The sequence below is a fragment of the Lactobacillus kullabergensis genome, from assembly GCF_003151025.1.
Classification (GTDB): Bacteria; Bacillota; Bacilli; order Lactobacillales; family Lactobacillaceae; genus Lactobacillus; species Lactobacillus kullabergensis.
This window is the reverse complement of the sequence record NZ_CP029477.1, coordinates 517,752-542,674: the sequence shown is the minus strand read 5'-3', so window position 1 is coordinate 542,674 and position 24,923 is coordinate 517,752. Positions and strand designations below refer to the sequence as shown.

The window sequence follows — 24,923 nt, the reverse complement described above, 5'->3', positions numbered from 1 at the left end:
TGGTCCTTTATTTAACTTGAGCAATTGCTTCTTCCTCAGTCAATAATGGTACACCCAGTTTCTGAGCCTTGGAGTACTTGGAACCAGCATCCTGACCGTAAATGACATAGTCTGTTTTACCAGAAACAGAACTAGTTACTTTTGCACCCATAGATTGCAATTTTTTAGTAAATTCACTTCTAGTATAGTGAGCCAAAGTCCCTGTTAAAACAACAGTCTTATCTTTAAAGTAATTATCTGGAATAGACTCAGTTTCTTCTGGACCTGCACCCAGATAATCCATATTAAGGCCGCTATTTTTAAGTTCATTGACTAAATCTACGACTTCATCTTGAGCAAAATAAGTAGTCAAAGATTCTGCAATTGTCATGCCTATTGTATCTATTGCAGCCACATCTTGCACGTCCGCTGCCATAATCTTTGCCATATTTTTAAACTTTTGTGCAATCAAACGTGCAGCTTTAGCACCAACATGATCAATACCCAGTCCAGTTAACAATAATTCGACTGAATTTCTTTTCGAATTATTTATTGCATTTAATAAATTGCTGATGGATTTATCTTTGAAATGATCTAGTTTTGCCAAATCAGCTGCATTTAAATGATATAAATCAGCCACATTATGTACCAGATCGTTCTTAATCAGCTGTCGCACAATTTTAGGTCCTAAACCATCAATATTCATTGCAGGTCTTGAAGCAAAGTGAGTAATTCCTTCTTCAATTTGAGCAGGACAAGACGGATTAACGCAACGCAAAGCTACTTCATCTTTTAGATGAATCAGTTTTTCACCACACGATGGGCACTTCGTCGGGATTGGATACGGCTGGGCATCCTTAGGCCGTTTAGCCAGCACCACTTCTGAAATTTCAGGAATAATGTCACCCGCTTTATGCAGCATAACGGTATCACCAATGCGAACATCTTTTTGTTGCAGCAAATCGGCGTTATGCAAAACTGCATGAGAAACTGTGGTACCAGCAAGTTGCACAGGATCCATGATAGCAGTAGGCGTTACGACACCAGTACGGCCAACAGTCCATTTGATTTCATGAACCACAGTTTCCTGCTCTTCTGGTGGGAACTTATAAGCTATTTCCCACCGAGGCACTTTAACCGTGTTTCCCAGTTCTTGTTGTAAATCCAGATCGTCAACTTTTAAGACGATACCATCAATGCCATAATCAAGTGAATTTCTTTTTGCAGTATATTCATCAATAAAAGTAAAAATATCAGACATTTTAGCAATTCTGCGCCCAGTTTGGTTGGTGTGAAAACCAAGCTGAGTCATTTTCTCAATAGCCTGGTGTTGACTGGTAATTTCTGCTGGTGGATTAACCCAAGTATAAATAAACGTACTTAAATGACGGTGCTTGGTAATACTGGCATCCAGTTGCCTCAAAGACCCAGCTGCGGCGTTACGCGGATTGGCAAAAGTTGTTTCTCCCTTTTCATCACGTTCTGCATTAAGCTTTGCAAAAGGCTCTTTGCCCATATAACATTCGCCCCGTACTTCCGTTGTCAATTTTTCAGGTAAAGTTTGGGGAATATCTGCAATATAGCGTGCATTAGGAGTAACGTCTTCACCTACTTGACCGTTACCTCTAGTTGAAGCTCTGGTTAATTTACCGTTAGTATACTCAAGTGCAATTGATAAACCGTCAATTTTTAATTCGACGTTATAAGCAACTTCATGACCAATCTGTTTTTGTACTCTGTCATCAAATTCTTGTAATTCTTCTTTTGAAAAGACGTCACCCATTGATAACATCGGAATTTCGTGATTAACCTTGGTAAACTGATTGTCAATCTGGCCCCCAACCTTTTGGGTAATAGAATCTTGGGACACCAGTTGCGGAAATTCCTGTTCAAGCTCAACTAAACGATTATAGTTTTTATCATACACATTATCTTCAACTTCTGGTGTGTCATTTGTATAATATGCATTTGCCCAATCATCCAGTTTATCTCTCAGCGCAGCAACTTCTTTTCTGGCCTCATCAAGAGTTAAATCTGCCATTTTCTTCCTCCTGATTAAAAAATACTATTTTTTTTACTTCTATCTTAATTATACCTTTTTAATTGGTGCAAATGCTGCTAGAAGCCGCTTGATTCCTTTGCCACTAAATGCAATATCAAGCTCCATGTCTTCACCTTTACCGTTAACCTTAGTCACAACACCTTTGCCCCAAGATTTATGTTCTACTTGATCACCGACATTCCAACCCTTTTTCTCAGCACCAACTGCACCAGCAGGTTTAATTTTTGGTGTGTAAACCTGTGCACGAGCTCGTTCATCTGCGTTAGCAAAGGGAGCAGTTTGTGTCTGGTAATTGTCATTTGAGAAAGTAATTGGAACTGAATTTTCAATATCCAGATCATCTTGATCAATTTCTTCCAAAAATCTGGATGGCGGATTATTCTGCATTCGACCATACATCATACGTGAATATGCATTTGTTAAAAACAGTTCACGCTTTGCCCTAGTAATACCCACATAAGCCAGTCTACGTTCTTCTTCTAGCTGGTCGTCTTCCATTAAAGCACGTGATAAAGGAAAAAGTCCATCTTCCATCCCCACTAAAAAGACTACCGGAAATTCGAGTCCTTTGGCTGCGTGCAATGTCATTAATGCCACCTGATCATCATTATTAGCTAAATCATCCTGGTCGCTTAAAAGAGATACTTCCGCTAAAAAGTCACTAAGAGCATTTTCGGTCTCATCGCTGTCGTCATTTTCTTCATATTCGTCATCAAAACGTTTCGTAACAGACAAAAATTCATCCAGGTTTTCTAGTCTGGTTTCTGCTTCAATTGTATGTTCAGCTTTCAAGGCAGCTGTATAGCCAAAATCCTGCAGTATTTTTTCCGTTAGACCGGTAACGCTATGATCTTTAGCAAAATTAATTGCATCGCGTAGTTTAGCGCCAAAATCACTCAGTTTGGCCGCTGCCCGAGCAGTAACGCCCGACATATTAAGGTGATCAAAAGCTCCTAAAATTGATAAATTATTATCACTAGCAAAATCCATAAAGCGATTGACGCTAACAGGTCCAATACCACGTTTAGGGGTATTAATAATGCGGTTAAAGCTCATTGAATCGCTCGGATTAGCAACCAATTTCAGATAAGCCATAATGTCCATGATTTCTTTTCTGTCATAGAACTTGTGACCACCGACAATTTGGTAAGGCACGTTCGACTTTACGAATGACTCTTCGACTGTTCTAGACTGGGCATTAGTACGATATAAAACCGCAAAATCATGGTAAGAGCGTCTTTTTTCTTTTACCTCTTCTTGAATTTTAGAAATAATAAAGTGAGCTTCATCATCGCCACTTTGGGCACGATAATAAGTTACTTTTGCTCCTTCACCTTGGTCAGTCCATAATTTTTTAGCCTTACGGTTGCTATTATTCGTAATTACTGCATTAGCAGCTGCCAAAATATGGCCAGTTGAACGGTAATTTTGCTCCAGTTTAACGGTTTGAACACCTGCATCATGATAATCTTTTTCAAAATTCATGATATTTTCCATATTAGCACCGCGCCAGCCATAGATAGACTGATCCGCGTCTCCCACAACGCAAATATTTTTATATTGTGCAGCTAATGCATGACACAATTCATATTGGGCCTGGTTGGTATCCTGGTATTCATCAACTAGCAAATAGCGAAACTTATTTTGGTAATAATGCAAAACTGTAGGATCGGTTTTAAACAGAACTAAGGTCTGCATGATCAAATCATCAAAATCCATAATTTGATCATTCTTTAAGCGTTTTTGATATTCCTGATAAACTTGGGCAGTTACTTTTTCAAAAGGTGAAGAAGCGCTGGCAGAATATGCATCTGGAGTAAGTAAATCGTTTTTGCCATTAGAAATAGCAGATAAAATCCTGCGTGGTTCGTACATTTTAGGATTAATATTTTGTTCTTTTTGAATATGCTTAATTAAAGTAAGCTGTTCCGCCGAATCAGCAATAGAAAAATTACTGGTATAACCAATTTTTTCTGCATCTCGCCTTAATATTCGCACACAAAGAGCGTGAAAGGTAGACATCCAGATACTGTCAGCCTGTTGTCCCAATAATTTATGCTCACGCTCTCTCATTTCAGTGGCAGCCTTATTGGTAAAAGTGATAGCCAAAATATTCCACGGCGCAATTCCTTTTTCAGCAACAAGGTAAGCAATCCTTCTGGTTAAAACGGAAGTTTTCCCTGAACCTGCTCCTGCAACAACTAATAATGGTCCTTCAGTAATCTGCACTGCCTTTTTTTGCTGTGGATTTAAACCTTCTAAAATTGATTCTGCGCTCATTTTGAATTCTTTCACCCCAAAAATTTTTTAACTATTCTATTGTACCAAAAATCATGACCATATTTTGAGTTGATTGCATTCTATTTATCAAAACGTGCAAGATCGTATTCTTCGATTAACTTAATTAATTTGTCGGCATAATTCGGGTCTGTTGCGTAACCGTCTTTTACTAAAGCACGAGCCTGCGTTTGATAGTTCTTAGCAGCCAGAACGTGACGATATTGTTTTGCGTCCCAAGTTGTCCCCTTTTGGAACAATCTGGCATGAGCCCTTATAGAAGCTTCATAGGAATCATAGATTTGAAAACGAGCTTTAACAACTACCCATTTGCCTTTTTCAAACTCTTTGGTTTTTAGTACTGCCGAAGTATTAGGGTTATTTCCTTTGACGCCAAATAGGTTATTGTATTTTTGTGAAAGGTCGCTTTTGCCATAATCACTTTCAAGACAGGCCTGAGCAATAGTAATACTTGGCAAGAGATCGAAGGATTTATCCACTTCTTTAGCTATCGGACCTATTTCTCTGATAAAAGCTTTGTGTTGCCTGATGATTTTCTGCCTGGCCTGTTCTCGAGCAAGCTGCTCCTGTCTAATCTGCTCTGATTGAATTGCCTGTCTGCGATAATAACGAAAGGTTGCAAAAGCAATAATCAATAAAAATAGAATTATAAATGTTCGCATAATGATCGCTGTATTAGATAATTTTTTGCTTTTTCGTTTTCTCGCCATTTGTTTTCCCTTGCTTTAAAAATCTCTTCTTAAGTATAACCTCTCTTGAGTATAAATTATGCAATGTAATTAATTTTTAAAATAAAAGTAGTAAGCTAACCTAACAATTTTGCTCATTTATAATTAAGTATACAAAAAAATGGAGCCAAAGCTCCATTAAAAAATGCGGGCAAGAAGACTCGAACTTCCACGATCTAAAAGCGATCACAAGATCCTTAGTCTTGCGCGTCTGCCATTCCGCCATGCCCGCAACACATTCAATACTATAACCCAAAATTAAATTTAACACAAGACTTTTCTTACTCATTTTGTCTAAAAAGGTTTAATCGACCATTTGCTCATTTACATACTTAGCATACAAACTGTGATTTTGCATTAATTCGTGGTGAGTACCATGACCTGTAATTTTACCGTTCTCTACAAAATAAATTTGATCAGCATTAACTATCGTAGCCAGGCGGTGTGCAATAACCAAGGTTGTTCGATTGACCATTAGTTTATCAAGTGCTTGTTGCACCTTTCCCTCAGATTCTGAATCAAGGCTGGCAGTCGCTTCGTCCAGCATCAAAATTTTAGGATCACGCAAAAAGGCTCTGGCAATAGCTAAACGTTGTTTCTGACCACCAGATAGTTTAATTCCCCGTTCACCAATTTCAGTCTCCATTTGATCAGGAAATTCCCGCACAAATTGATCGGCATAAGCCAAAGCCAATCCGTGCCAAAGTTCATCGTCCGTCATGTCCTTAGTCAAACCATAAACCAAATTTTCCCGAATCGTTCCGGAAAAAATAGCACTGTTCTGAGAAACATAGCCTATTTGGGAGCGCCAATTTGCCAGGTCAATATCTTGAATATCTTCATCCCCAATAGTGAATTTGCCACTTTCAGGCTGATAAAAGCGTTCCAATAAGGCAAAAATGGTAGATTTGCCACCACCACTAGGTCCCACAAAGGCAATGACAGAGTTGGGTTTTGAAACAAATGAAATAGATTGTAAAACGGGTTCGTTTTTAATATAACTAAAACTAACGTTTTGTGCCGTCAACGTTTTATTACTCAAATCAAAAGTATGATGACTTAAATTCTTTTCAGGTTCAATTTGTAAAATTGCTTGTATGCGTTCAGTTGAACCCAAGGCTTTTTGTATCTGTGAAAAGAAAGTGGCAAAATTAGCAACTGGTGCAATCACGTTAAACAGATATAGTAAGAATGCTACAAGAGAACCACTGGTCAAAGAACCCTGACCTACGCGAATAATGCCAAATGCCAGAATGCCTGCAAAAGCCGCCATCATTAAAGTCATGATAATCGGCTGCAAAATAGCTTCAACACGAGCATCTAGTACGCCAATAGTAAAAATCTTCTTGATCCTGTGGTTACCCGATTCTTGTTCATACTTTTCGCCATTACTGGATTTAATTAAACGTACTTCAGACAATTTTTCACTGACATCACCGTTAAATTTAGCTGTTTCTGACTGCAATTTACGACCAAGTCTCACCATAATGCGACCAATTGGCAATAAAATTACTACCACAATAGGAATTACAGTAAACATTAAGGTGGCCATTTGCCAATCCATCACAAATAAAATGATTAATGAGAAAAAGAGTTGTATTGCGCCAGTAATAAAGTTAGGAAATTGAGAAGCCAGCAAATCTTTAATAATACCCGTATCATTAACCAAACGAGAACTACTTTCACCCACTTTGGTAACATCAAAATAACTAACAGGTAGCTTTAAAAGATGACCCCACAGGCGTTCACGCAGGCTTTTAACGACACTTTCACCAAAATAGCGCAGAACAAATCCACCCACTGTTCCTAAAATTAATTGCAGGACAAACACAATGATAATAATAATTAGGCTCGAGTAATTAAAATTATCCCACTTGCTCGTATCCACTAATTCTCTGGTTAATAATGGTAAGACCAAATTTGCTACACTTGTGATCAGACTGAGAAACAGCCCTAGTGCAAATAACGATTTTTTAACATTCAAACTTTTTAACAAGTTTAAAAAATCACTGAATTTAACACTTTGTGTTTTATCTTTAAGTGACTTGAATGCCATAAAAGATACCGGCTTTCCTTAGTTAGACTAAATAAAAAAGTTTTTCAATAATTGAAAAACTCTTTATCTTATCTTGCTAATTATAATTCTTCATTTTCATTATGCCAGAATTTACGCCAAAAGTCCCGATCATATTTGTGCATTTTATCATAATTGTAACAATTTTTGGTAAAGTCACGTGGTTCAAAGTCATGATTGCAGTGTTGCTTCCTATACATGTGGCGGCACATGTCTCGCATATCAGACCTGGAGAAGTCATGGTCTTCAGCATATTTACGCCATTTTTTAATCCTTTCCATACGGTAGGCAGGATCAACAAAATCAGTGGCTTTTTCCTTAAAATCTTCATCCCAGCCAGCAGCAATTTTTTGCAGATATTGACCAAATTGCTCCTGCTCTTCCGCAGTCAAACCGGCAAAGAAAGGCTCGGTATCTTGCTTGTCTTTTAATTCAGCCAGCTTGGCAGCCTTTTCTTTCCCAGCTGCTGTGAGATAAACACGTTTAACTCGTTTGTCCTGCTCATCAACTTCACGTGAGATATCTCCTTTTAGTTCCATTTTTTTCAATAATTCAGCTAAAGACCCAGGTTTCAAAGCCAAAATTTCAGCTAAATAATTTTGGGTTAAACCGTCTTCAAGTTTTAAAACAGCCAATACCCGTTTTTGTCCCGATATCGGTTCTTTGTTTTGAAACATATAGTAACGACTAGCCCGCAAAATAAAATGAAGTTGTCTCATTAATTGATCACTTGTTTGACTCATAATTAAGTTCCTTTAAATAAAAAGTTAGGTACCTAATATAATTTACAATTAAATTATAGTTTGATACCTAACAGTTTGTCAAACAAAATGTCAAAATAAATTTTATTATTTTATCTATAACTGACTAATCTTAACCTGCCGCCGCATTTGCCACAGCCATAACGACGTACATTAACGCGCCGAACCCGCACAAACTGTTGACCGCATATAGTGCAAACATACAAATATTTTGCTTTTCTTTTGCGTTTAAGACCTATGTCCGGGGCATACCGTGAACCACCTACTCTATCAAGCAAAACCTTGAAATCTTGATCTTTGTGGCGATATCCTTTATGAGTTAAGTGCAAATGATAATGCGTCAGTTCGTGCTTAATTATGCCAATCAATTCTTGATAATATTGCGGCACTAAAAAATGCGCATTAATTTCAATGTGGTGATCATCTAAATGATACCGACCACCAGTTGTTGTCATGCGCTTATTAATTTTTACTTGGTGCTTAAACTGTCTGCCAAAATATTTAAGAGAAACTTCTGCCACCAGGTTCTGTAATTCTTCTTCAGTCAGATTATCTGAAAACTTTGGCATATAGTGCTGCCTCTTTTTTCGTTTTGATCCTGACTTTTAAAGCCGTCACTATTTTTCTTTTCAGTGGCTTAGCTCCTTCCATCCATGTTCCGGTAAAAACATGGATGGTCTTTGACTGCGCAGAAGGATTACAAAGTACGCCATCAGGATAAACATGTATCCCTTCCTGCAATTGCTGCTCCTTGTTATTAGGCTGAGCACCATATTTATTTTTTAAAATATCAGATACAGAAACAGTATTCACTCCTGCTAATTGGTCTTGTTTGTCAAACGTAAAATTACGGTCATCATAATAAGAAAGCATGTCTTTAATCAGTGGATGACCTTTTTCCGCTCCAAATACTGCTGTAAAAGGATTATCCTTATTTTCAAAACCAACAAAAGCTCTATTATTTAATAAATCATGCAAATCATCTAGCACCAAGACGTCAGTATCCATATAAATGCCGCCCATTTCATAAACGGCTTTAGCCCGGATATAATCGGAAACAAATGCCCATTTTTTAGCTTGATAAGCCTGCTCAACATATTTATTTTCGTGAATGTCAAAATTATGCTCGTTCCATTCGATTATTTGGTAGTCTTGCAGATGCTTTGACCAGGTCTTCATGCAACGCTGAATATTTTGTGGTTTAGGGTTACCCCCTACCCACACATAATGAATTATTTTGGGAATCATTTATTAACCTCTGGTAAAAAATTTTTTCAATAACAAAATTATGTCTTGGTTAAAATCAAGTTTTAACAAGAACATTAAAGCGATATACAAAACAAGCATAATGATTGATTTGACTAGCATGTTAAGAAATGCTGATGCAAACATTTGTGGCAAAAGCATCCCTGCTGCCAAAACAATAATGGCAATTATAAAATATTTAGGAATTTCACGAAAAGAATATTTAAAATCATAGCCATCACGAACAATCCATAGTCGTAAAAGCAAAACTATAAACTCAGTTATTAAAATTGCAATCATTGCTCCCGTTGCACCATAAAACCGATCCAAAAAATAGCTCAATGCTACTTCTAAAATGGCTCCCACTATAACGGGAATGGCATAATCACGGTCTCGGTGGTTTGCAAGCGCAAATTGGTTAGCAAAAACTCCACCTGTTGGAATCATTATGATGGTCAAAGTGAAGAAGAACATCAAAGGCGTCATTGGGATAAATTTATGTCCAAAAAAGAAAGGCACAAATTCTTTAGTATTAGCCATAATAATAACTGCAAATAGTGTTCCCAGCATCACTGTCGCTTCCAAGGATTTTTTCAAAATAACCCGTTGTTCTTTTTTTCCTTCACCCGCCATTTTAGGCATAATAACTAAGGAAATACTCGTTACAATTCCCAAAACCATATTGGAAATTCTTTGTGAATTGTCATAAAAAGCAACCTGAGTGGAATTCTGAAAAAGTCCTAAAATAGGCTTGTCAAGTGAAGTGTAAATCTGTGTTGCAATTTGCGGAATCAAGAGAGTAATGATTGCTTTAACAGTTGCACGGTATTGATAAAAGTGTTTGACAGGCCCACCTACATAACGGTGTATATCAAACCAAAAGACAACTGATCCCAACATAGTTGAAACCGACATAATCAACATATACTTCCAAAGATCACCCGGACTTTTAACCCATAATAAAATCAAGATAACAGATACTAGTTTAACGGCAGTATTTTTTAAAACCACCCGGCCAAAATCGGCCAGTCCCTGAAAGAACCAGGAAATATCCACTTGAGCTGAAATAAGATATGGCACCATTAATAACAAATATTGACCGTACTTAATATGGAAAAAACTGGTAACAGCAATCACTATCACTATTGTGACGAATCCAGCTATGGCCTGAAAATACCACAATCCCCAAAACGCTTTGGTTAAATCTTGACCACTGCCAAAAGCTCTAATCTGCGAAATGGTCCTCATACCAATATATGACACAGACAGGGTACAGAATATCATTAAGAACTGAACAATATTATTCACATTACTATAAATACCATATGTTTTAGGGCCCAAAATTCGGGAAAGGTAAGGCACGGTTATTAGTGGTACTAATACCAAAAATATTTGGTAAACCGCATTATATAGAATGTTTAAAAATGTTCTTTTCACAACTTACCCTCTATTTTTAACAACTTAAATACATTTTCACAGTTTGAATCGGTCTGCACTTCATTAGTTAGAGTTAGCCAGTAGTGCCGCTTTTTACTGAATTGATCTGGCATTACAAGTGCCTTAATAAGTTCCTGCTGTGTTTTCACGCACACTCCAGGCACAATTTCTTCATAAGGTCCCATTAAAAGTCCCCGTTTTTTTTCGTATTGCCGCAAATAATTGGTAATAAATATGATTGGTTTGTCAATATTTAAATAATCAAAATAAATCGAAGAATAATCAGTAATTAAAAAGTCTGTATTACCTAAAAGTTCATACAAATCAATATCAAGTTGATATAAGTAGTCGCTATTGAGAAAGGCAATATTTGAAAAGCTACTCTGCAAGTGTTTAAACAGATTCATTTCATAAGGATGCAGTTTCACTATTAAATACTGATGGTTCTTTTTTAAAGAATTATTCAGCTTCACAGCATCAAAATCAGGCAATGCAAAGAAATTACCCTGCTTAACCTGCGTCATAATTTGTCGATCATCCATTTCATAGCGAAAAGTGGGCATGTATATTCCAATTTGAGCATCATTATCCTCAGCTTTGAATAAGTCAGTTAATAGTTTCTTTTTACTAATAGCAGGATTTTTCAAGGCATCAAGACGAGGAAACCCAGTTTTTCGATATTTGTTAGTTTCAATCGCGCAGCAGGCACTCATTAGACTTTCATATAAATCACTGCTTGAGCAAACAACATCAGCATTTTTTTGCCATAAATTAGCATTACGCTGATCAGTTTTGAGACTAGTATTATTAGCCATAAATCCCATGCGCTTGAGGGGAATACCATGCCAGAACTGGATATTGATTTGTCTAGCATGAACTTTAAATGGCTGGTGTGTAGTTAACACAAACTTTGCTGCACCGATTTGTCGCCAAGTTTTTAACGATAAATGTGAAGACGGCCATGGTTCAACGGTAATAACTTCATATTCAGGATGATTTTTCTTCAAATATTTGCCAAATAAATAACCATTTGAACCCGATCTACCTGCGCCATTAAGTATAACCACTTTATTATCTTGCACTGGTGTGAAACGAGCAATTAATTTCATTGCCACCAAATATAAACGAAACAAAAAACTCTTCATTATTCAACTTCCCAATTTCTTACCTAGTATAAGAGTACAGAAAAAGCCTGAGAGAACTCAAGCTTTTTTACTTTATTTTTTAGTTTTTTAATGATTATGACTAACAAATAATTATATTAGCTGCCATTTTTCAGCAATTTACATTACTCACACAATTTGCCACAATTAAAATATATTTATTAGAAACTTTAAGAAAGAGCAAAAATGAACACTGAAAATATAGTACCAAATAAAGTTTTAGCACTTTATCTGGCACTTTTTTACCTTTGGTGGACTGTCGAAGAGCTGCAAATTGGGACTATACAGTAATATTTTGTCATAAGTCCTATTGAGACTATCAGTTAAATTTATTACTCGGAGCATTCCCACATTTTTTTTAGTTAAGAAGTATTCGCCTCAAGTAAAATTCGAATACCCACAACTAGTCAAGAAACATTTCCGTCTTTTTAATATATTGCCAGAGGCTCTTTATGATCTGGCTTCGGATAAGCTTGTTCCAAAACTTGTAAATCTTTCTTTGTTAGCTCAATATCTAACGCCCTAAGATTAGATAATAAGTGCTTTGAACTACTACTTTTTGGTATCGCCAAAACATCTGGTTGTTGCATTACCCAAGCCAATAAAATCTGATAAGGACTTGCCTTGTGTTTTTCAGCTACTTGTATGACCGCCTCATTTTTCATCATTGTGCTACCCATTTTAGGTCCTCGACCCAGAGGACTGTATGCAATCAATGGAATATGATGTTCTCTTTGCCAAGGCAAAAGACTGAATTCAATTCCCCTAGTCTCCAAATTATACAAATCCTCATTAACAACGCAGTTCTGACCATTTGGCACCTGCCAGAGTTCCTCCATATCATCTATGTCGAAGTTTGATACTCCCCAGGCACGAATAAGTCCTTCATCTTGCAGTGACTGCAGTTCTGAAACTGTCTCTAACAGAGGAACCATTCCGCGCCAATGATAAAGGTACAGATCTAAATAATCAGTTTGCAGCCTCTTAAGACTAGCTGCCAAACTTTGCCGCATTTTATGTGCAGAAGCATTTTGAGGCAATACTTTAGATATTAAAAAAATTTGTGATCTTTGATAAGGCTTTATCGCCTCACCAACTAGTTCTTCCGAATGACCATTGCCATACATCTCGGCCGTGTCAATCACTGTTAAGCCAGCATCAAGTCCTGAACGAATAGCTGTTATTTCTTCTTCTCTGACTTCTGGGTCATCCCCCATTTCCCAAGTACCAATACCTAAAGCTGGCAGAACTTGATTATTGATAGTAACATTTTTCATAAGCAACCTCCTTATGATTCTATCTAAACTATTGTGCATATATATATAATTATATAAGCGAAAATAAACAAAATTTTAATAGCATCCACTTATGGATTTTCCAATCTCGATATAATTAATTGTAACACATGTTCCACTAGTCTATATTTGTGTAAATTCACCTTTAAGTTAAGGTATCAAAATCTCATAGAGTAGTTATACAAAAATATCATGTTTTGCTTTTCACAAGCTTGGGGATTGTATTTTTATGATTGGCAATATAAAATCAAAAATAAAAAGGTGAATTTCAATGACAAATAATTTAACAAATTCATTTCATTTATCTGGTAAAAAATGGTTATTAATATTATTATCGAACATAATTGCATACTGCTGTTTGATAATGCCTGGTATACAAGTTCCAGACTATTTAGTCTTTGATGAAAATCATCCCTCTTTAGCAGCTGCATGTTTTCAGCTATTAATTGTAACCATTTTTTTAGTAATTCAAATAATCGGTGTACAAATTGCTACTGGTAAAAAATGGCATCATTTATTTCATGTACCACATGCTAAAGAATGGCTTTGGATTCTTGTTTTCTTTGTCTTTGCCTATTTCATATCTGTGTTATCAGGAACAGTTTCTCAAAAATTATTTGGTTCTGTTTCTGGCAATGCAGCTGCAGGATTGACTATGAAGACGCCACATGTTTGGCCAATTTTTCTCTATCAACGTTTAAGCAGTGCTATCCAAATATTGGGAGAAGAATTTTTAGCAATTATGCCTTTATTAGCTGTTACCCAATTAGCTGATTCTTGCCATATGCCTCACCCACTATTTTGGGGTAATATTGCCTCTGCCCTGATTTTTTCTTTACTTCATCTTTCTACTTATGACTATAATTTAGGCTATGTTATTTTAGGTTTGGCTTTTACACGCCTAGTTTTAAACTGGGCTTTTATAAAAACACATAATATTTGGGTCAGCTTTTTAGTCCACTTCTTATTTGATACATTAGCCTTTTTAATTTTATTATTAGCAACTAAGTAAACAAATATACTCAAATTAATTTAAAGTCATAACTGGAGTTTTTTCTAGTTATGATTTTTATTTTAGGCGTAATCAAATCACTTTATAAACATGAATATTTTATCTGCAGTCCTTAATGTGTTCTATATGACAGTTCAATATTTCTTACCTGTCTACTATGAAATATACAATCATTTTAACTTAACGTCTGCGGTAATTATAAGAACATTAACAAATTGTTGGAATTTACTTATTACTTGTCTTGTTACTTAATATGATAATTGTTACAATTAGACATAAATAGCCATTATTGATATTTAAAGAGTTGAGTTAAGGTGGGTGGCCAAAATGAGTGGTAATGTTGAACAGAGAATCTTAACAGCTTTCTCACAATTATTGATTCACAATGGTTATCAAAGAACCACTACTAAAAGAATTGCTCAAGTCGCTCAAGTTAATGAAAGTACCTTGTTCAGGCATTTTAAAGACAAACGTGGCATTTTACAGCAACTGATATCTAAGTATCGTGATGATATTCAAATGATCAATAAAAATTATCAGTTAGTTGGCGATTTAGATAAGGATATTATGAATTTTTCCATCATCTATCAAAATTTTATAAAGCAACATCTAGCTTTGTTTTTAACTGGTATTCGTGAATCTCAAAATTTGCCAGAACTGCAAGCAGTGATTAAAAATCTTCTCGATTTAATCAGAAAAATTTTAGCTGAAAAGTTTGAACAAATGCAAAAAACAGGAGAAATTGCTCAAGATATTGATAAAAATGTTGAAATTGATAATTTAGTTTTACTCAATTTAGGTCAAGCTATTATGCAGCATTCCTTTCCTAATTGTGTTTTTCAAACTCAGCCACATGCTTTTGTACAAAATAATATTCGTACCTACTCTCAACATTTAAAGCCTAAAAAATAATAAAACGACCAGATGAATTCATTTCAACTGATCGTTTTTAAATATTGAAAAGTTTTTAAAATACAATTACTTTTTGTGGTTAAAATAAATATTGCTGTCATTTTTGGAGTCGATAGTATAAACCATTTTATCTCCTCTTACAACATAATGAGAAAATTCCAGCGGCTGATCAAACTGATTGTAAACAGTCTTGTTTACATCAAAAAGTGGTACTACATTAGTTAATGCCAGTAATCTAGCTTGTTCACTACTGGGTAGGATAGTGCTGATTTCGCGATATGAACTTGCTAAAGTTTCATGGTACTTATCTGCTAGGTATTGGTATAGTGAGGTATCTTCATGAATATTTGTAAGTAATTCCGGAAAGCGTTCAGCTGATAGCCAGGCTTCATCAATTGCCATAGGCTCATTTCCTGTTTGAGAAATTCTTTTAATATAAACTAAATCTGCTGGCTCAGACAGTTGCAAAATCTTAGCAATTTGAGAATTTTGTAAAATTTCTCTTTTTAAAATAATCTTTTTATTTGTTTTAGAGCGAGACTCAGAAAATTCAGAGAATCCTTCAATTTGTTCCAATCTTCCCCTCATTTTTTTGACATTGACATAGGAGCCTTTCCCCTGGATAGTAACTACTAATCCTTCATCAGTCAATAATTTCAGAGCTTTACGCACTGTTATTCTGCTAACCTGATATTGTTGACACAAATATTGTTCACTCGGTAATTTTTCATCAGTTTTCAAAATGTTTTGCTGAATCTTTTGTTTGATATCTAAGTAGATTTTTTTGTAAAGTGGTACGCCAGCTATTGTTTTGACAGAATTCATTATCACACTTCCTTAACTATTCAATATTACTAAATTAAAATAAAAATAACAAACTCAAAGATTAGTATAACAGTCATTTAAAATTATAACTGTATGAAAAGTTTGGTAGATTATACTAACTAAAAAAACTCTAAAAATATTTTAAAGCCTGAAATATTGCTTTAGAGCATTAGCTATAAAAGTTTTTTATCAGAATTTTTTATAAATAAATTGTCAAACTTTTGATTTATTTAAATAAGTGGCTCATTAAAAACAAAAACCGCCAGCTTTTACGCTAACGGTTTTAATAAGCCATTATTTCAAGGATCTTTGATATTTTCGTAACTTCTTTAAAGCCCATTCATAATGACTGCAAGTATTTGCAATGAAATAAGTACCTAATGCATTATTACCAGTCCAAGGAAAAACATTCTTTTGAAAGAGTTGCTCTTCCGTATAGGTATCAAGCAAAGCCATAGTTTGTTTATGACTATTCGCCAGCATTTTTTCTGCTTCTGCAAGTGGCGTAGATTGGTGCTTTTGCCAAAATTCTTGATTCATTTCACCATAATTACGCCAATTATACCCTTCAGGCAAAAATTCTTTGTTTTCACCGGATTGATTGCTTTTAACCCACTCTAGCAACAATTTTTGCCATTCATATAAATGGATCAAAACATCGCGTACATTATGATCTCTCTTCCAATGGGCTTCTTTTAGTTTACTCGTATCAAAATTGAAACTGCCAGTGCGAGCATCCTCTGGCAACTTAGCGATTAAATCAACTATCTTCTGGTATGACGAATTACTTGCATCAACTAATTCTTGCTTGGTTTTAGGACGTGGCATCTATTTTTCCTTTTCTTGATAATATTAAAAATTTATTTATCAATATTTTATCATAAGGAGTTTTACTTAGTCCACGACCCATCGTCTATTGCATAGTGACCATTGCCTAAATCTGCCATTTCTCTATTTTCATATTGTTGTCTAAATGCATGATAATTTGATAACTTTTTATTTTGTTCCGCTATTGGATTAGTAGTGGGGATAGCGGTTAACAAACTTTTTGTATAAGGATGCACAGGATCGTCAAAAATTGCTTCTGTTGGCCCAATCTCGACAATATGTCCCAAATGAATTACTCCTATATGACTTGAAATATGTTTGACCATTGCCAAGTCATGGGCAATAAAGAGCATGGCACTGCCACTTTCTCTTTGTATTCTTTGAAGAAGATTAACAACTTGAGCTTGTACTGAAACATCTAGAGCAGAAATAGCTTCATCTGCAATAATAAGTCTGGGATGCATGATAACTACTCTGGCAATACCAACTCTTTGTCTTTGTCCACCTGAAAGTTCTTGCGGGTAGCGGTTAACAAATGATGAGTCAAGACCAACTATTTTTAACATTTCAATAACTTTTTGCAGTTTTTCATCCTTAGTTAATTTAGGATAATGAATATCAAGACCCAGCTTGACTATGTCACCAACTTTTTTACGAGGATTTAGTGAAGACATAGGATCTTGAAAAATCATCTGCATGTCTTTACGCAACTTAGCAGTCTGCTTTTTACTTAACTGACCTGCTATTTGTTCACCTTCAAAAATCACCTCACCAGCAGTAGGCCAATAAAGACGAATAATAGAGCGGCCAATAGTGGTCTTTCCACTTCCTGACTCACCTACCAGACCAAAAGTTTCACCATTAGTAATGTTAAAGGAAACATCATCTACCGCTTTAACTATTTTTTTATTTGCAACTGGAAAATATTGCTTTAAATGATGAACTTCAAGGATATTTTTAGTCATTGCTTATGATACCCCCTTCATTTTTAAAATTCTCTTTTGCAAAACTGCTGGAATTGGTACTTTGGGAGCTCTTTTATCTAAGAGCCAAGTTGCAGCATAGTGATGGTCATTAATTTTAAACATTGGCGGTTGTTTTTGAAAATCAATGTTTAAGGCATACTTATTTCTGGGAGCAAAAGCATCTCCAACAATCGGTTGTGTTAAGTCTGGAATCGTTCCGGCAATAGTCGGTAATTCGTCAACCTTCTCATTGATATCGGGTACTGATTCAAGCAGACCCCAAGTATATGGGTGACGAGGTTCATAAAAGATATCTTGGCTCGTTCCAGTCTCAACTATTTTTCCAGCATACATGACGTTCACATATGTTGCAATATTGGCAACCACCCCTAAATTATGAGTGATAAAAATAACAGATAATTTTCTGCTCTTTTGTATATCTTTAATCAGGTTCAAAATTTTAGCCTGAATAGTAACATCCAAACCCGTAGTTGGTTCATCACAGATCAGTAAACTGGGATTCCCGGCCAACGCAATGGCGATAACAATTCTCTGTCTCATTCCCCCAGAAAGTTGATGTGGATATTGGTTCTGAACAACCTTCATGTTTTGAATGCCAACGGTTTCAATTAAATTAAGCACCCGTTCGTTGATTTGATCCTTGTTCATCTCAGGATGAGAAGCCTTTACTGCCTCAGCGATTTGCTTATTAATTTTCATGGTTGGATCGAGAGAAGTCATTGGGTCTTGAAAAACCATTGCTATTTCTTTGCCCTTAATACGATTTTGCATAATCTTAGGACTAATTTTTAATAAATTAACTGTTTGTGGACCATTTTCAGTCTGGTAAGTGAAATTGATCTCACCGGATTTAATTATTTGATTGGCTTCTTTTTCGCCCATGATTGGCTTTACACTAGCTGACTTGCCACAACCGGATTCACCAACTAAAGCAACTGTTTCACCCTTTTTTACCTGATAACTTATTCCTCTAACAGCTTGCACTTCTCCGTGATCGGTATGATAGGCTACTTGTAAATTTTTTATTTCTAAAACTGTTTCGGTCATAATCTTACCTAACTTCCTTCAATAGCATCCCGTAAGCCATCCGCAATAATATTAAAACTCAGCATAATTAGTGCTAAAAACAATACGGGGAAAATGACCATGTATGGGTAAACGATAGCCTGGGTATAACCATCATTAATCATTGTTCCTAATGAAGCTAATGGTGCCGGAACACCTAAACCGATAAAGGCTAAGAATGCTTCCAAAAAAATTGCGTTCGGAATAGATAACATAAATGTGGTAATTATTTGTCCTAATGTATTAGGCAAAATTTGAGAGAAAATAATTTTAATATCAGATTCTCCCATTGTCTTTGCTGATAAAACATACTCGCTGGTTTTTAGTTCCAACACCTGTGCGCGAACTATTCTACTCATATTAATCCAGCCGACAATCATCATCGCAGTAATTATGCTTACTAGACCTGGCTTCATGACCAGAACAAGCAAAGTAACAATAATGATCATAGGAATAGTACTAAGAATTTCTGTTATTCTTTGCATGAATAAATCAATTTTGCCACCAAAATATCCTGAAATCAGGCCATAACTAGTACCAATAACCAGATCAATTGCCATTGCCACCAGAGCAACCCTTAGTGAAACTGAAGTACCAGCAGCAACTCTTACAAAAATATCTCTGCCTAAGTTGTCTGTTCCAAACCAATGACCATTAACTCCAGGAGCTAAATTAGACTGGTTAGGATACGGTGTAGTGGGTGAGTATTGACTAAGGTAAGGCGCCAGAATGGCTATTAAAGCAATAATAATTAAAACAACTGCGCTAATCACCGCACCTTTATTTCTTAAAAAGCGATGCCAAACCAACTGCCCATATGAATAAGATTTACCAGAATAATGGTCAACTGTTTCAGATTTATGGGCAAATTCAAAATCATTATTTTCTATATTAGTCATAATTATTTGCCCTCATCTAATCTAATACGCGGATCTATTAACCCGTAAAGAATATCAACTATTAACATAATACCAATAAAAAGCACTGCATAAAAGAAAGTTATACCTAAGACTACATTGTAGTCATTAGCTTGTATAGCACTAATATACAATGTTCCCAAGCCTGGAATAGCAAAAGCTTTTTCAATTACCATACTCCCGGCAATTAGGTCAATCATCAGTGGTGCTAATACAGTAATAACTGAAATTAAAGTGTTTCTGATAACATGGTGTCCGATCAACTGGAACTTTTTAATTCCTTTTGAATCCGCTAAACGATAATAATCAGAATTCATAATATCAATCATGTCATTTCTAACATATCGTTCAATACTTGCCATAGTAAAAGTACTCAATGCTATTGTGGGCAGAATACTTGAAACAAAAGGCTGACTTGGTTGGTACGTTCCTGGAAAGACCATTAGTTTATAAGAAAATATAATTGACACGATCAATGCTACTACAAAGTTAGGAAGACTTATTCCCAAAACAGAAATGCCAGTCATTAAGTTATCCCAAATTGTGCCTTTTTTGATTGCTGCCAAAATTCCCATCAGAAAGCCTAAAACTGAACCTAATACAGTAGCCTGTAAACCTATCTGGAGTGAAATGGTAAAATGCTGCAAAATCATTGTAGTAACCGGCGTATTAACTTGAACGGTATACGAAACACCGAAATCGCCAGATAACATATTTTTCAAGTAATTAAGAAACTGCAATGGCACTGGACCGTCTAAACCATATTTATGGTAAAGTGCCGCTATTTGAGCATGTGACATTTTTTCATCATTAAATGGCGAACCAGGCATTGCCTTTTCCATAATAAAAAGAATAAAAGTAATTAAAAATAATGTAATCACTGCGATTAATATTCTTTTTAAGACATACTTTTTCAAGTTTTTCCCTCCAATCTTCCTAAATAAGCAAACAGAGCTGAGATTGTATCCCAGCTCTATTAATACTTTTAACGAAATTATTTAATTGAAGCATATTTGAAGAAGAATGGTACACCTGCAATATGCATCGGTAAATCTTTAATATTAGATCTTTCCAAAACTGGTGCACCAATCTGATATAGCGGTGGGCAAGAAGCACTGTCAATTAGGATATTGTTTGCCTTAAGAAGCAATTTGTATCTCTTAGCTTGATCAGTTGTTTGATCAGATTGAGCCATTAACTTATCAAATTCTGAATTTGCCCAGCGACCGTAATTGCTGTCGTTCTTAGATTGATACATACTCAAGATCGCTGTTGGATCAGCATAGTCTGGTCCCCAACGAGTTAAAGTAGCATCATAAGTAGCTTTTGACATCTTATCAGTTCTAGTCTTCTTTGCTACTTGCTGCAGTGTCACTTTCATGCCAGGAAGGTGTTTTTCAACTTGAGCCTTGATATACGCAGCTACGTTAGCATATGAAGGATCACTGTCATCATAAAGCAAGGTAAATGAACGCAAGTTAGTTGCTTTTTTTGCCTTATTCCAATACTTTTTAGCTTGAGCTGGTGAATACTCGTAAAGATTAGTAGTTGATTCATCTGCAAAATCTTTGCCTGTTGTCGGATTCTTAACCAAATCTTTCATAACCATAGAATGAGAAGGAATTGAACCATCTTTTAGGATGTGAGTTGTTATTTCTTTACGGTTAATGCTGCAAGAAATTGCCTTACGCAGATCAGCATTATCTAATCCCGTTTTTTTCAGATTAAACATAATGTACTGTGTAAAATTACCAACATCATTGACAAAGTTCTTATCTTTTCGATATTTAGAAACAAGCTGACCACTTAAGTGAACATAGTCTGCACTGCCATTTTCGAATGCAATAGCTGCCTTTTCTGGGTCTGTAATAATATCAAGCTTAACATTCTTAATTTTGACATTTTTGGCATCCCAATATTTAGGATTTTTAACTAACTGGATAGTGTTATCGCCTAATTTCCAATCCTTGATTTGGTATGGACCAGAATAAATTAAATGACTGGAATCTTGTGCAAATTTTTTACCAGTTTTTTGGAAGTATTTCTGATTGACAGGAGCAAAATCACTGAATGCCAGCAACTTGTTCATGTAAGGTACAACATGATCCAATTGCACTACTAGAGTTTTAGGGCCTGTAGCCTTAACGCCCAATGACTTGACCGGCTTCTTGCCAGCTACAATGTCATTAGCATTTTTAATGCCAGCCGCACCTGGTTGGAAGTTAAAGGCTGAAGCAATTTTGGGATCAGACAACCTCCGCCAGGCAAAAACAAAATCATTTGCTGTTACAGGATCACCATTTGACCAATTGGCATTTTTACGAATAGTAAAAGTCTTGGTGAGTCCATGATTACTCGTTTTAACTTTAGAGGCCAATGCCAATTGGGGCTTATCGTGGGCATCAATAGTGTACAAGCCTTCTGTTGTGTTAGCTACAACAGTTGAAGATGTGTTTTGATACGCTAAAATCGGGTCAAGAGAATCAACCGTTGCATTTTGAACAACAGTAATTTTATCTTGATTTTTTGTACCAGAACTGGAATTTTTCTGGCATCCTGTTATTAACAAGCCTACACATGCAATTGCAGTTGCAAACAATGCACTTTTTTTCATAAATATCACTCTTTTCTAAAAAGATTTCTGATGACCAAAACCACCAGATAGTTGGCAAGTAGCTGCAGCATTTTTACTAGCGGCTAAAGCAGCTTCTTGCAGATTGTTTTTATTTAAGTAAGAAACTAGAAAACCAGCAATAAAGCTGTCACCTGCACCCATAGTGTCAACGACTTTTACTTTTTGTGGTTTTTGATAATAGGATTTCTGTGAAGTTAACAAGAATGCAGAATTTGCACCTCTTGTGATGACTATGACTTCCGGTCCCAAAGTTAAATATTTTTTAGCAAATTCTTCCACTTGTTCATCAGACATCTCTGAACCTGAAAAGAAAGCATAATCTACAAACGGTAAAACACGTTTAAAATAACTTTCATTGCGAGAATCTGAAAAATCAAATGATACTTTGGTAATATGATGTAATTCATCAAGATAATTTTCAATTCCCGAATCAATTCCAACATGAACAACATCAAATTTTTTTATTTTCGCAAAATCTGTTGGGGTAAGCCTTAAGGATAACAAATGCATTACTGAATTTTTAGGACCAGGAGCAAAAGTTCTATCACCTTCATCTGTGAGAATAACTCGAGGCTGTGCTGTGGGAGCATAGACCTTACGACAATTAATAAGTTCTACATTTTCTTCTGTTAAAGATTCTTTAATATGCTGTGCTCGATCGTCATCTCCAAACATTCCCAGATAAGCTGAAACATCAGCTCCGGCTTTTTTGGCATCAACTGATACATTGACACAATTTCCGCCTGGAAAAAATATCTTTTGCTTGATGTATGTATCAGCTACATTGTCACCAACTGCAATTATTTTCATGATTTACAGCCTTTTTAATAATCCAGATGTCCCATATAACGACGGACATCTAGTGAGTGTCCTCTTTCATAAGCAAATCCTTCGGCTAATTGACGGAAAGCAACTCCTGAAAGAATCTGAGAATAGTATTCTTTAAAGTCGTCATCTACTTCATGCATATCAAAGTCAGCGTCGTCAATCACGTAAACTTTTTGACTATGCTTTTTAGCAAAATCGATTACACGTTGATCCATTTTTCTGGTAACGCCTAATCCTTTGCAAATGATAAATGGCACATCAAAATCTGTTACTTCAAATGGACCGTGGAAATATTCAGCAGAATTGATATATCCACTATGAATCCATTGCATTTCCTGAAGCCAACAAGCTGAAAATGAATATGTTTCTCCAGTATTAATACCTGATCCTACAGCATAAATTAATTTTTCGCGTTTTAATTCACTGGTCCATTTCTTTGCAGTTTCTCCAAATTGTTTTCTTACCCTGTCAGCCATAGTTTCTAAGCTATCCAAAGCTTTCAGGCCTTTTTCAAATTTGTTATCACCAGTTATGGACTTCAATAGACTAAATATGAAACCATACAAAACCCCATTATTTAAATCAGAAGCATCGGTACCTTTGCCCCAACTGTAGTGCAAAGTGAAATCGGAATTCTTTTCTAAGTCAGAACCTGCTGTATAGGTAATACCTACTGTTAGAGCACCTTTACTCTTGGCAAAATTAACTGCCTCATTTGTTTCTGGCGTACTACCTGAATGTGAACAAGAAACTACTAAACTATGATTGCCCAAATCATGAGGATTACGTGTTGTAAATTCCCGTGCTGGTAAAATTGTGGCTGGAATATCACATTCGCGGTTGAAAATATATTCAGCTGGTTGCATAAAAGCCATCGATCCTCCACAAGCTACAAAATAGACATGATTAATGCCATCAATCTTTTCTGCAGCGGCAAGAGCATTCTTAATTTCTTGTTGATATTCTTTTTTCATTTTTAACCTCTCAATCATTCTTGTTATATGATGTTATATTATAAGATAATAGCTAATTTTTAATATGTCAAGCATTTTTCTTAAAATTATTTAATAAAAATAATTGACTAGTAAAATCAAATAAAAAAGTTTGTGAAATGGTATGAACCAATTGCCTGTGTATCAGAGCAAACAAAAAAAGCAATTCACAAACTCGTGAATTGCTTTTTAATAATTACTAATCAAATTCTTATTTTAAGACAAATGCCTGCCTATTGCACTGCCGATAATTGACAATGTAAAGCACACAGCAAAATACAAAACAGCTAAAGCAGCAAACATCGGCAAAATATAATTTGCATTTTGACCATAAATAACTTGTGCGTGCTGCATCATTTCCGGAACAACTATGATTGTTGCCAAAGATGTGTCCTTAATTAGAGAAACAAACTGACTAATAATTGTTGGAATCATGTTTTTATAAGCTTGAGGCAAAACAACATGCCATAAAGCCTGAACAAACGACATACCAGTTGATCTTGCACCCTCCATCTGACCGATAGAAACAGATTGAATACCTGAACGCACAATTTCAGCAATCATACAGGATTCGAATACTGTCATGGCAATAATCGCTGCCGGTATTGTTTCCGGCCTTAAACCAAAGTTTGGTAGCCCAAAATAAGTAAAGAAGATAATCAGCAGCAGGGGAATATTACGAATAATATCAATAATGAAACCTACAACAGCTGAAACATACTTAATTTTAGAATATCTAATTATTCCTAAAATCGAGCCAATAATAAAACTTAAAATGACCGAAATTACGGAAATGTAAATAGTTACCCAGAGGCCCATTAACAAAAAGCGTACATTAAGCCATGAAAAGGCGTTAACCCAATTTTGCATTTTCTAGTACC

Annotated in this window: 22 protein-coding genes and 1 tRNA gene; 2 read left to right on the top strand and 21 right to left on the bottom strand. The window is 35.6% G+C overall.

Annotation, left to right across the window (positions count from 1 at the left end; all coding sequences use genetic code 11):
* Positions 1–7 precede the first annotated feature (7 nt).
* The 11 genes from ligA to DKL58_RS02705 form a co-directional block, all read right to left on the bottom strand.
* Positions 8–2,020, bottom strand: a complete 2,013-nt coding sequence (ligA, locus tag DKL58_RS02755) for an NAD-dependent DNA ligase LigA (RefSeq protein WP_109586007.1) — start codon at positions 2,018–2,020, stop codon at positions 8–10.
* Between the two features lie 48 nt (positions 2,021–2,068).
* Positions 2,069–4,321, bottom strand: coding sequence for a DNA helicase PcrA (gene pcrA / locus DKL58_RS02750; RefSeq protein WP_109586006.1), 2,253 nt, complete (start codon positions 4,319–4,321; stop codon positions 2,069–2,071).
* A gap of 80 nt (positions 4,322–4,401) precedes the next feature.
* The gene (locus DKL58_RS02745; RefSeq protein WP_109586005.1) at positions 4,402–5,049 is read right to left on the bottom strand and encodes a glycoside hydrolase family 73 protein; all 648 of its coding nucleotides are present in this window, start codon (positions 5,047–5,049) and stop codon (positions 4,402–4,404) included.
* A 164-nt stretch (positions 5,050–5,213) separates the two neighbouring features.
* Positions 5,214–5,299, bottom strand: a tRNA-Leu gene (locus tag DKL58_RS02740).
* Between the two features lie 72 nt (positions 5,300–5,371).
* Entirely contained in the window at positions 5,372–7,123 is a 1,752-nt protein-coding gene (locus DKL58_RS02735) for an ABC transporter ATP-binding protein (RefSeq protein WP_109586004.1), read from the bottom strand.
* An 80-nt stretch (positions 7,124–7,203) separates the two neighbouring features.
* Positions 7,204–7,884 (bottom strand): MarR family winged helix-turn-helix transcriptional regulator, encoded by a 681-nt coding sequence (locus DKL58_RS02730; RefSeq protein WP_109586003.1) that lies wholly within the window; start codon positions 7,882–7,884, stop codon positions 7,204–7,206.
* Positions 7,885–7,994: 110 nt separating this feature from the next.
* On the bottom strand, positions 7,995–8,450 hold the full coding sequence (locus DKL58_RS02725; protein ID WP_109586991.1) for a SprT family protein: 456 nt from the start codon (positions 8,448–8,450) through the stop codon (positions 7,995–7,997).
* Position 8,451: 1 nt separating this feature from the next.
* Positions 8,452–9,150 (bottom strand): glycosyltransferase family 32 protein, encoded by a 699-nt coding sequence (locus DKL58_RS02720; RefSeq protein ID WP_109586002.1) that lies wholly within the window; start codon positions 9,148–9,150, stop codon positions 8,452–8,454.
* Positions 9,151–9,153: 3 nt separating this feature from the next.
* Positions 9,154–10,584 (bottom strand): oligosaccharide flippase family protein, encoded by a 1,431-nt coding sequence (locus DKL58_RS02715; RefSeq protein ID WP_109586001.1) that lies wholly within the window; start codon positions 10,582–10,584, stop codon positions 9,154–9,156.
* The gene (locus DKL58_RS02710; RefSeq protein ID WP_109586000.1) at positions 10,581–11,729 is read right to left on the bottom strand and encodes a CDP-glycerol glycerophosphotransferase family protein; all 1,149 of its coding nucleotides are present in this window, start codon (positions 11,727–11,729) and stop codon (positions 10,581–10,583) included. The genes DKL58_RS02715 and DKL58_RS02710 overlap by 4 nt, the downstream gene beginning before the upstream one ends.
* A gap of 446 nt (positions 11,730–12,175) precedes the next feature.
* Positions 12,176–13,024 (bottom strand): aldo/keto reductase, encoded by an 849-nt coding sequence (locus tag DKL58_RS02705; RefSeq protein WP_109585999.1) that lies wholly within the window; start codon positions 13,022–13,024, stop codon positions 12,176–12,178.
* Positions 13,025–13,313: 289 nt separating this feature from the next.
* Here DKL58_RS02705 and DKL58_RS02700 point away from each other — a divergent pair, with 289 nt between their 5' ends.
* On the top strand, positions 13,314–14,054 hold the full coding sequence (locus DKL58_RS02700; protein WP_109585998.1) for a CPBP family intramembrane glutamic endopeptidase: 741 nt from the start codon (positions 13,314–13,316) through the stop codon (positions 14,052–14,054).
* Between the two features lie 327 nt (positions 14,055–14,381).
* Entirely contained in the window at positions 14,382–14,966 is a 585-nt protein-coding gene (locus DKL58_RS02695; RefSeq protein ID WP_109585997.1) for a TetR/AcrR family transcriptional regulator, read from the top strand.
* Positions 14,967–15,032: 66 nt separating this feature from the next.
* Here DKL58_RS02695 and DKL58_RS02690 read toward each other — a convergent pair whose 3' ends face one another.
* From DKL58_RS02690 to DKL58_RS02645, 10 genes are all read right to left on the bottom strand, one after another.
* On the bottom strand, positions 15,033–15,791 hold the full coding sequence (locus DKL58_RS02690; RefSeq protein ID WP_046331781.1) for a GntR family transcriptional regulator: 759 nt from the start codon (positions 15,789–15,791) through the stop codon (positions 15,033–15,035).
* 294 nt (positions 15,792–16,085) lie between these two features.
* Positions 16,086–16,619 carry a ClbS/DfsB family four-helix bundle protein gene (locus tag DKL58_RS02685; RefSeq protein ID WP_045927709.1) on the bottom strand — a complete coding sequence of 178 codons (534 nt, stop codon included), beginning with the start codon at positions 16,617–16,619 and terminating at the stop codon, positions 16,086–16,088.
* A 62-nt stretch (positions 16,620–16,681) separates the two neighbouring features.
* The gene (locus DKL58_RS02680) at positions 16,682–17,584 is read right to left on the bottom strand and encodes an ATP-binding cassette domain-containing protein (RefSeq protein WP_109585996.1); all 903 of its coding nucleotides are present in this window, start codon (positions 17,582–17,584) and stop codon (positions 16,682–16,684) included.
* Between the two features lie 3 nt (positions 17,585–17,587).
* On the bottom strand, positions 17,588–18,655 hold the full coding sequence (locus tag DKL58_RS02675) for an ABC transporter ATP-binding protein (protein WP_239386436.1): 1,068 nt from the start codon (positions 18,653–18,655) through the stop codon (positions 17,588–17,590).
* A 5-nt stretch (positions 18,656–18,660) separates the two neighbouring features.
* Positions 18,661–19,569: an ABC transporter permease gene (locus DKL58_RS02670; protein ID WP_034977189.1), complete on the bottom strand. Its 909-nt coding sequence runs from the start codon at positions 19,567–19,569 to the stop codon at positions 18,661–18,663.
* A gap of 2 nt (positions 19,570–19,571) precedes the next feature.
* Positions 19,572–20,504: an ABC transporter permease gene (locus tag DKL58_RS02665; RefSeq protein WP_109585994.1), complete on the bottom strand. Its 933-nt coding sequence runs from the start codon at positions 20,502–20,504 to the stop codon at positions 19,572–19,574.
* A 77-nt stretch (positions 20,505–20,581) separates the two neighbouring features.
* Positions 20,582–22,201 carry a peptide ABC transporter substrate-binding protein gene (locus tag DKL58_RS02660; RefSeq protein WP_109585993.1) on the bottom strand — a complete coding sequence of 540 codons (1,620 nt, stop codon included), beginning with the start codon at positions 22,199–22,201 and terminating at the stop codon, positions 20,582–20,584.
* Positions 22,202–22,216: 15 nt separating this feature from the next.
* Complete coding sequence (locus tag DKL58_RS02655; RefSeq protein WP_109585992.1) at positions 22,217–23,032, bottom strand: PfkB family carbohydrate kinase; 816 nt, start codon at positions 23,030–23,032, stop codon at positions 22,217–22,219.
* A gap of 14 nt (positions 23,033–23,046) precedes the next feature.
* Positions 23,047–24,024 carry an SIS domain-containing protein gene (locus tag DKL58_RS02650; RefSeq protein WP_034977179.1) on the bottom strand — a complete coding sequence of 326 codons (978 nt, stop codon included), beginning with the start codon at positions 24,022–24,024 and terminating at the stop codon, positions 23,047–23,049.
* 234 nt (positions 24,025–24,258) lie between these two features.
* On the bottom strand, positions 24,259–24,912 hold the full coding sequence (locus DKL58_RS02645) for an amino acid ABC transporter permease (protein ID WP_034977176.1): 654 nt from the start codon (positions 24,910–24,912) through the stop codon (positions 24,259–24,261).
* Positions 24,913–24,923: the final 11 nt, after the last annotated feature.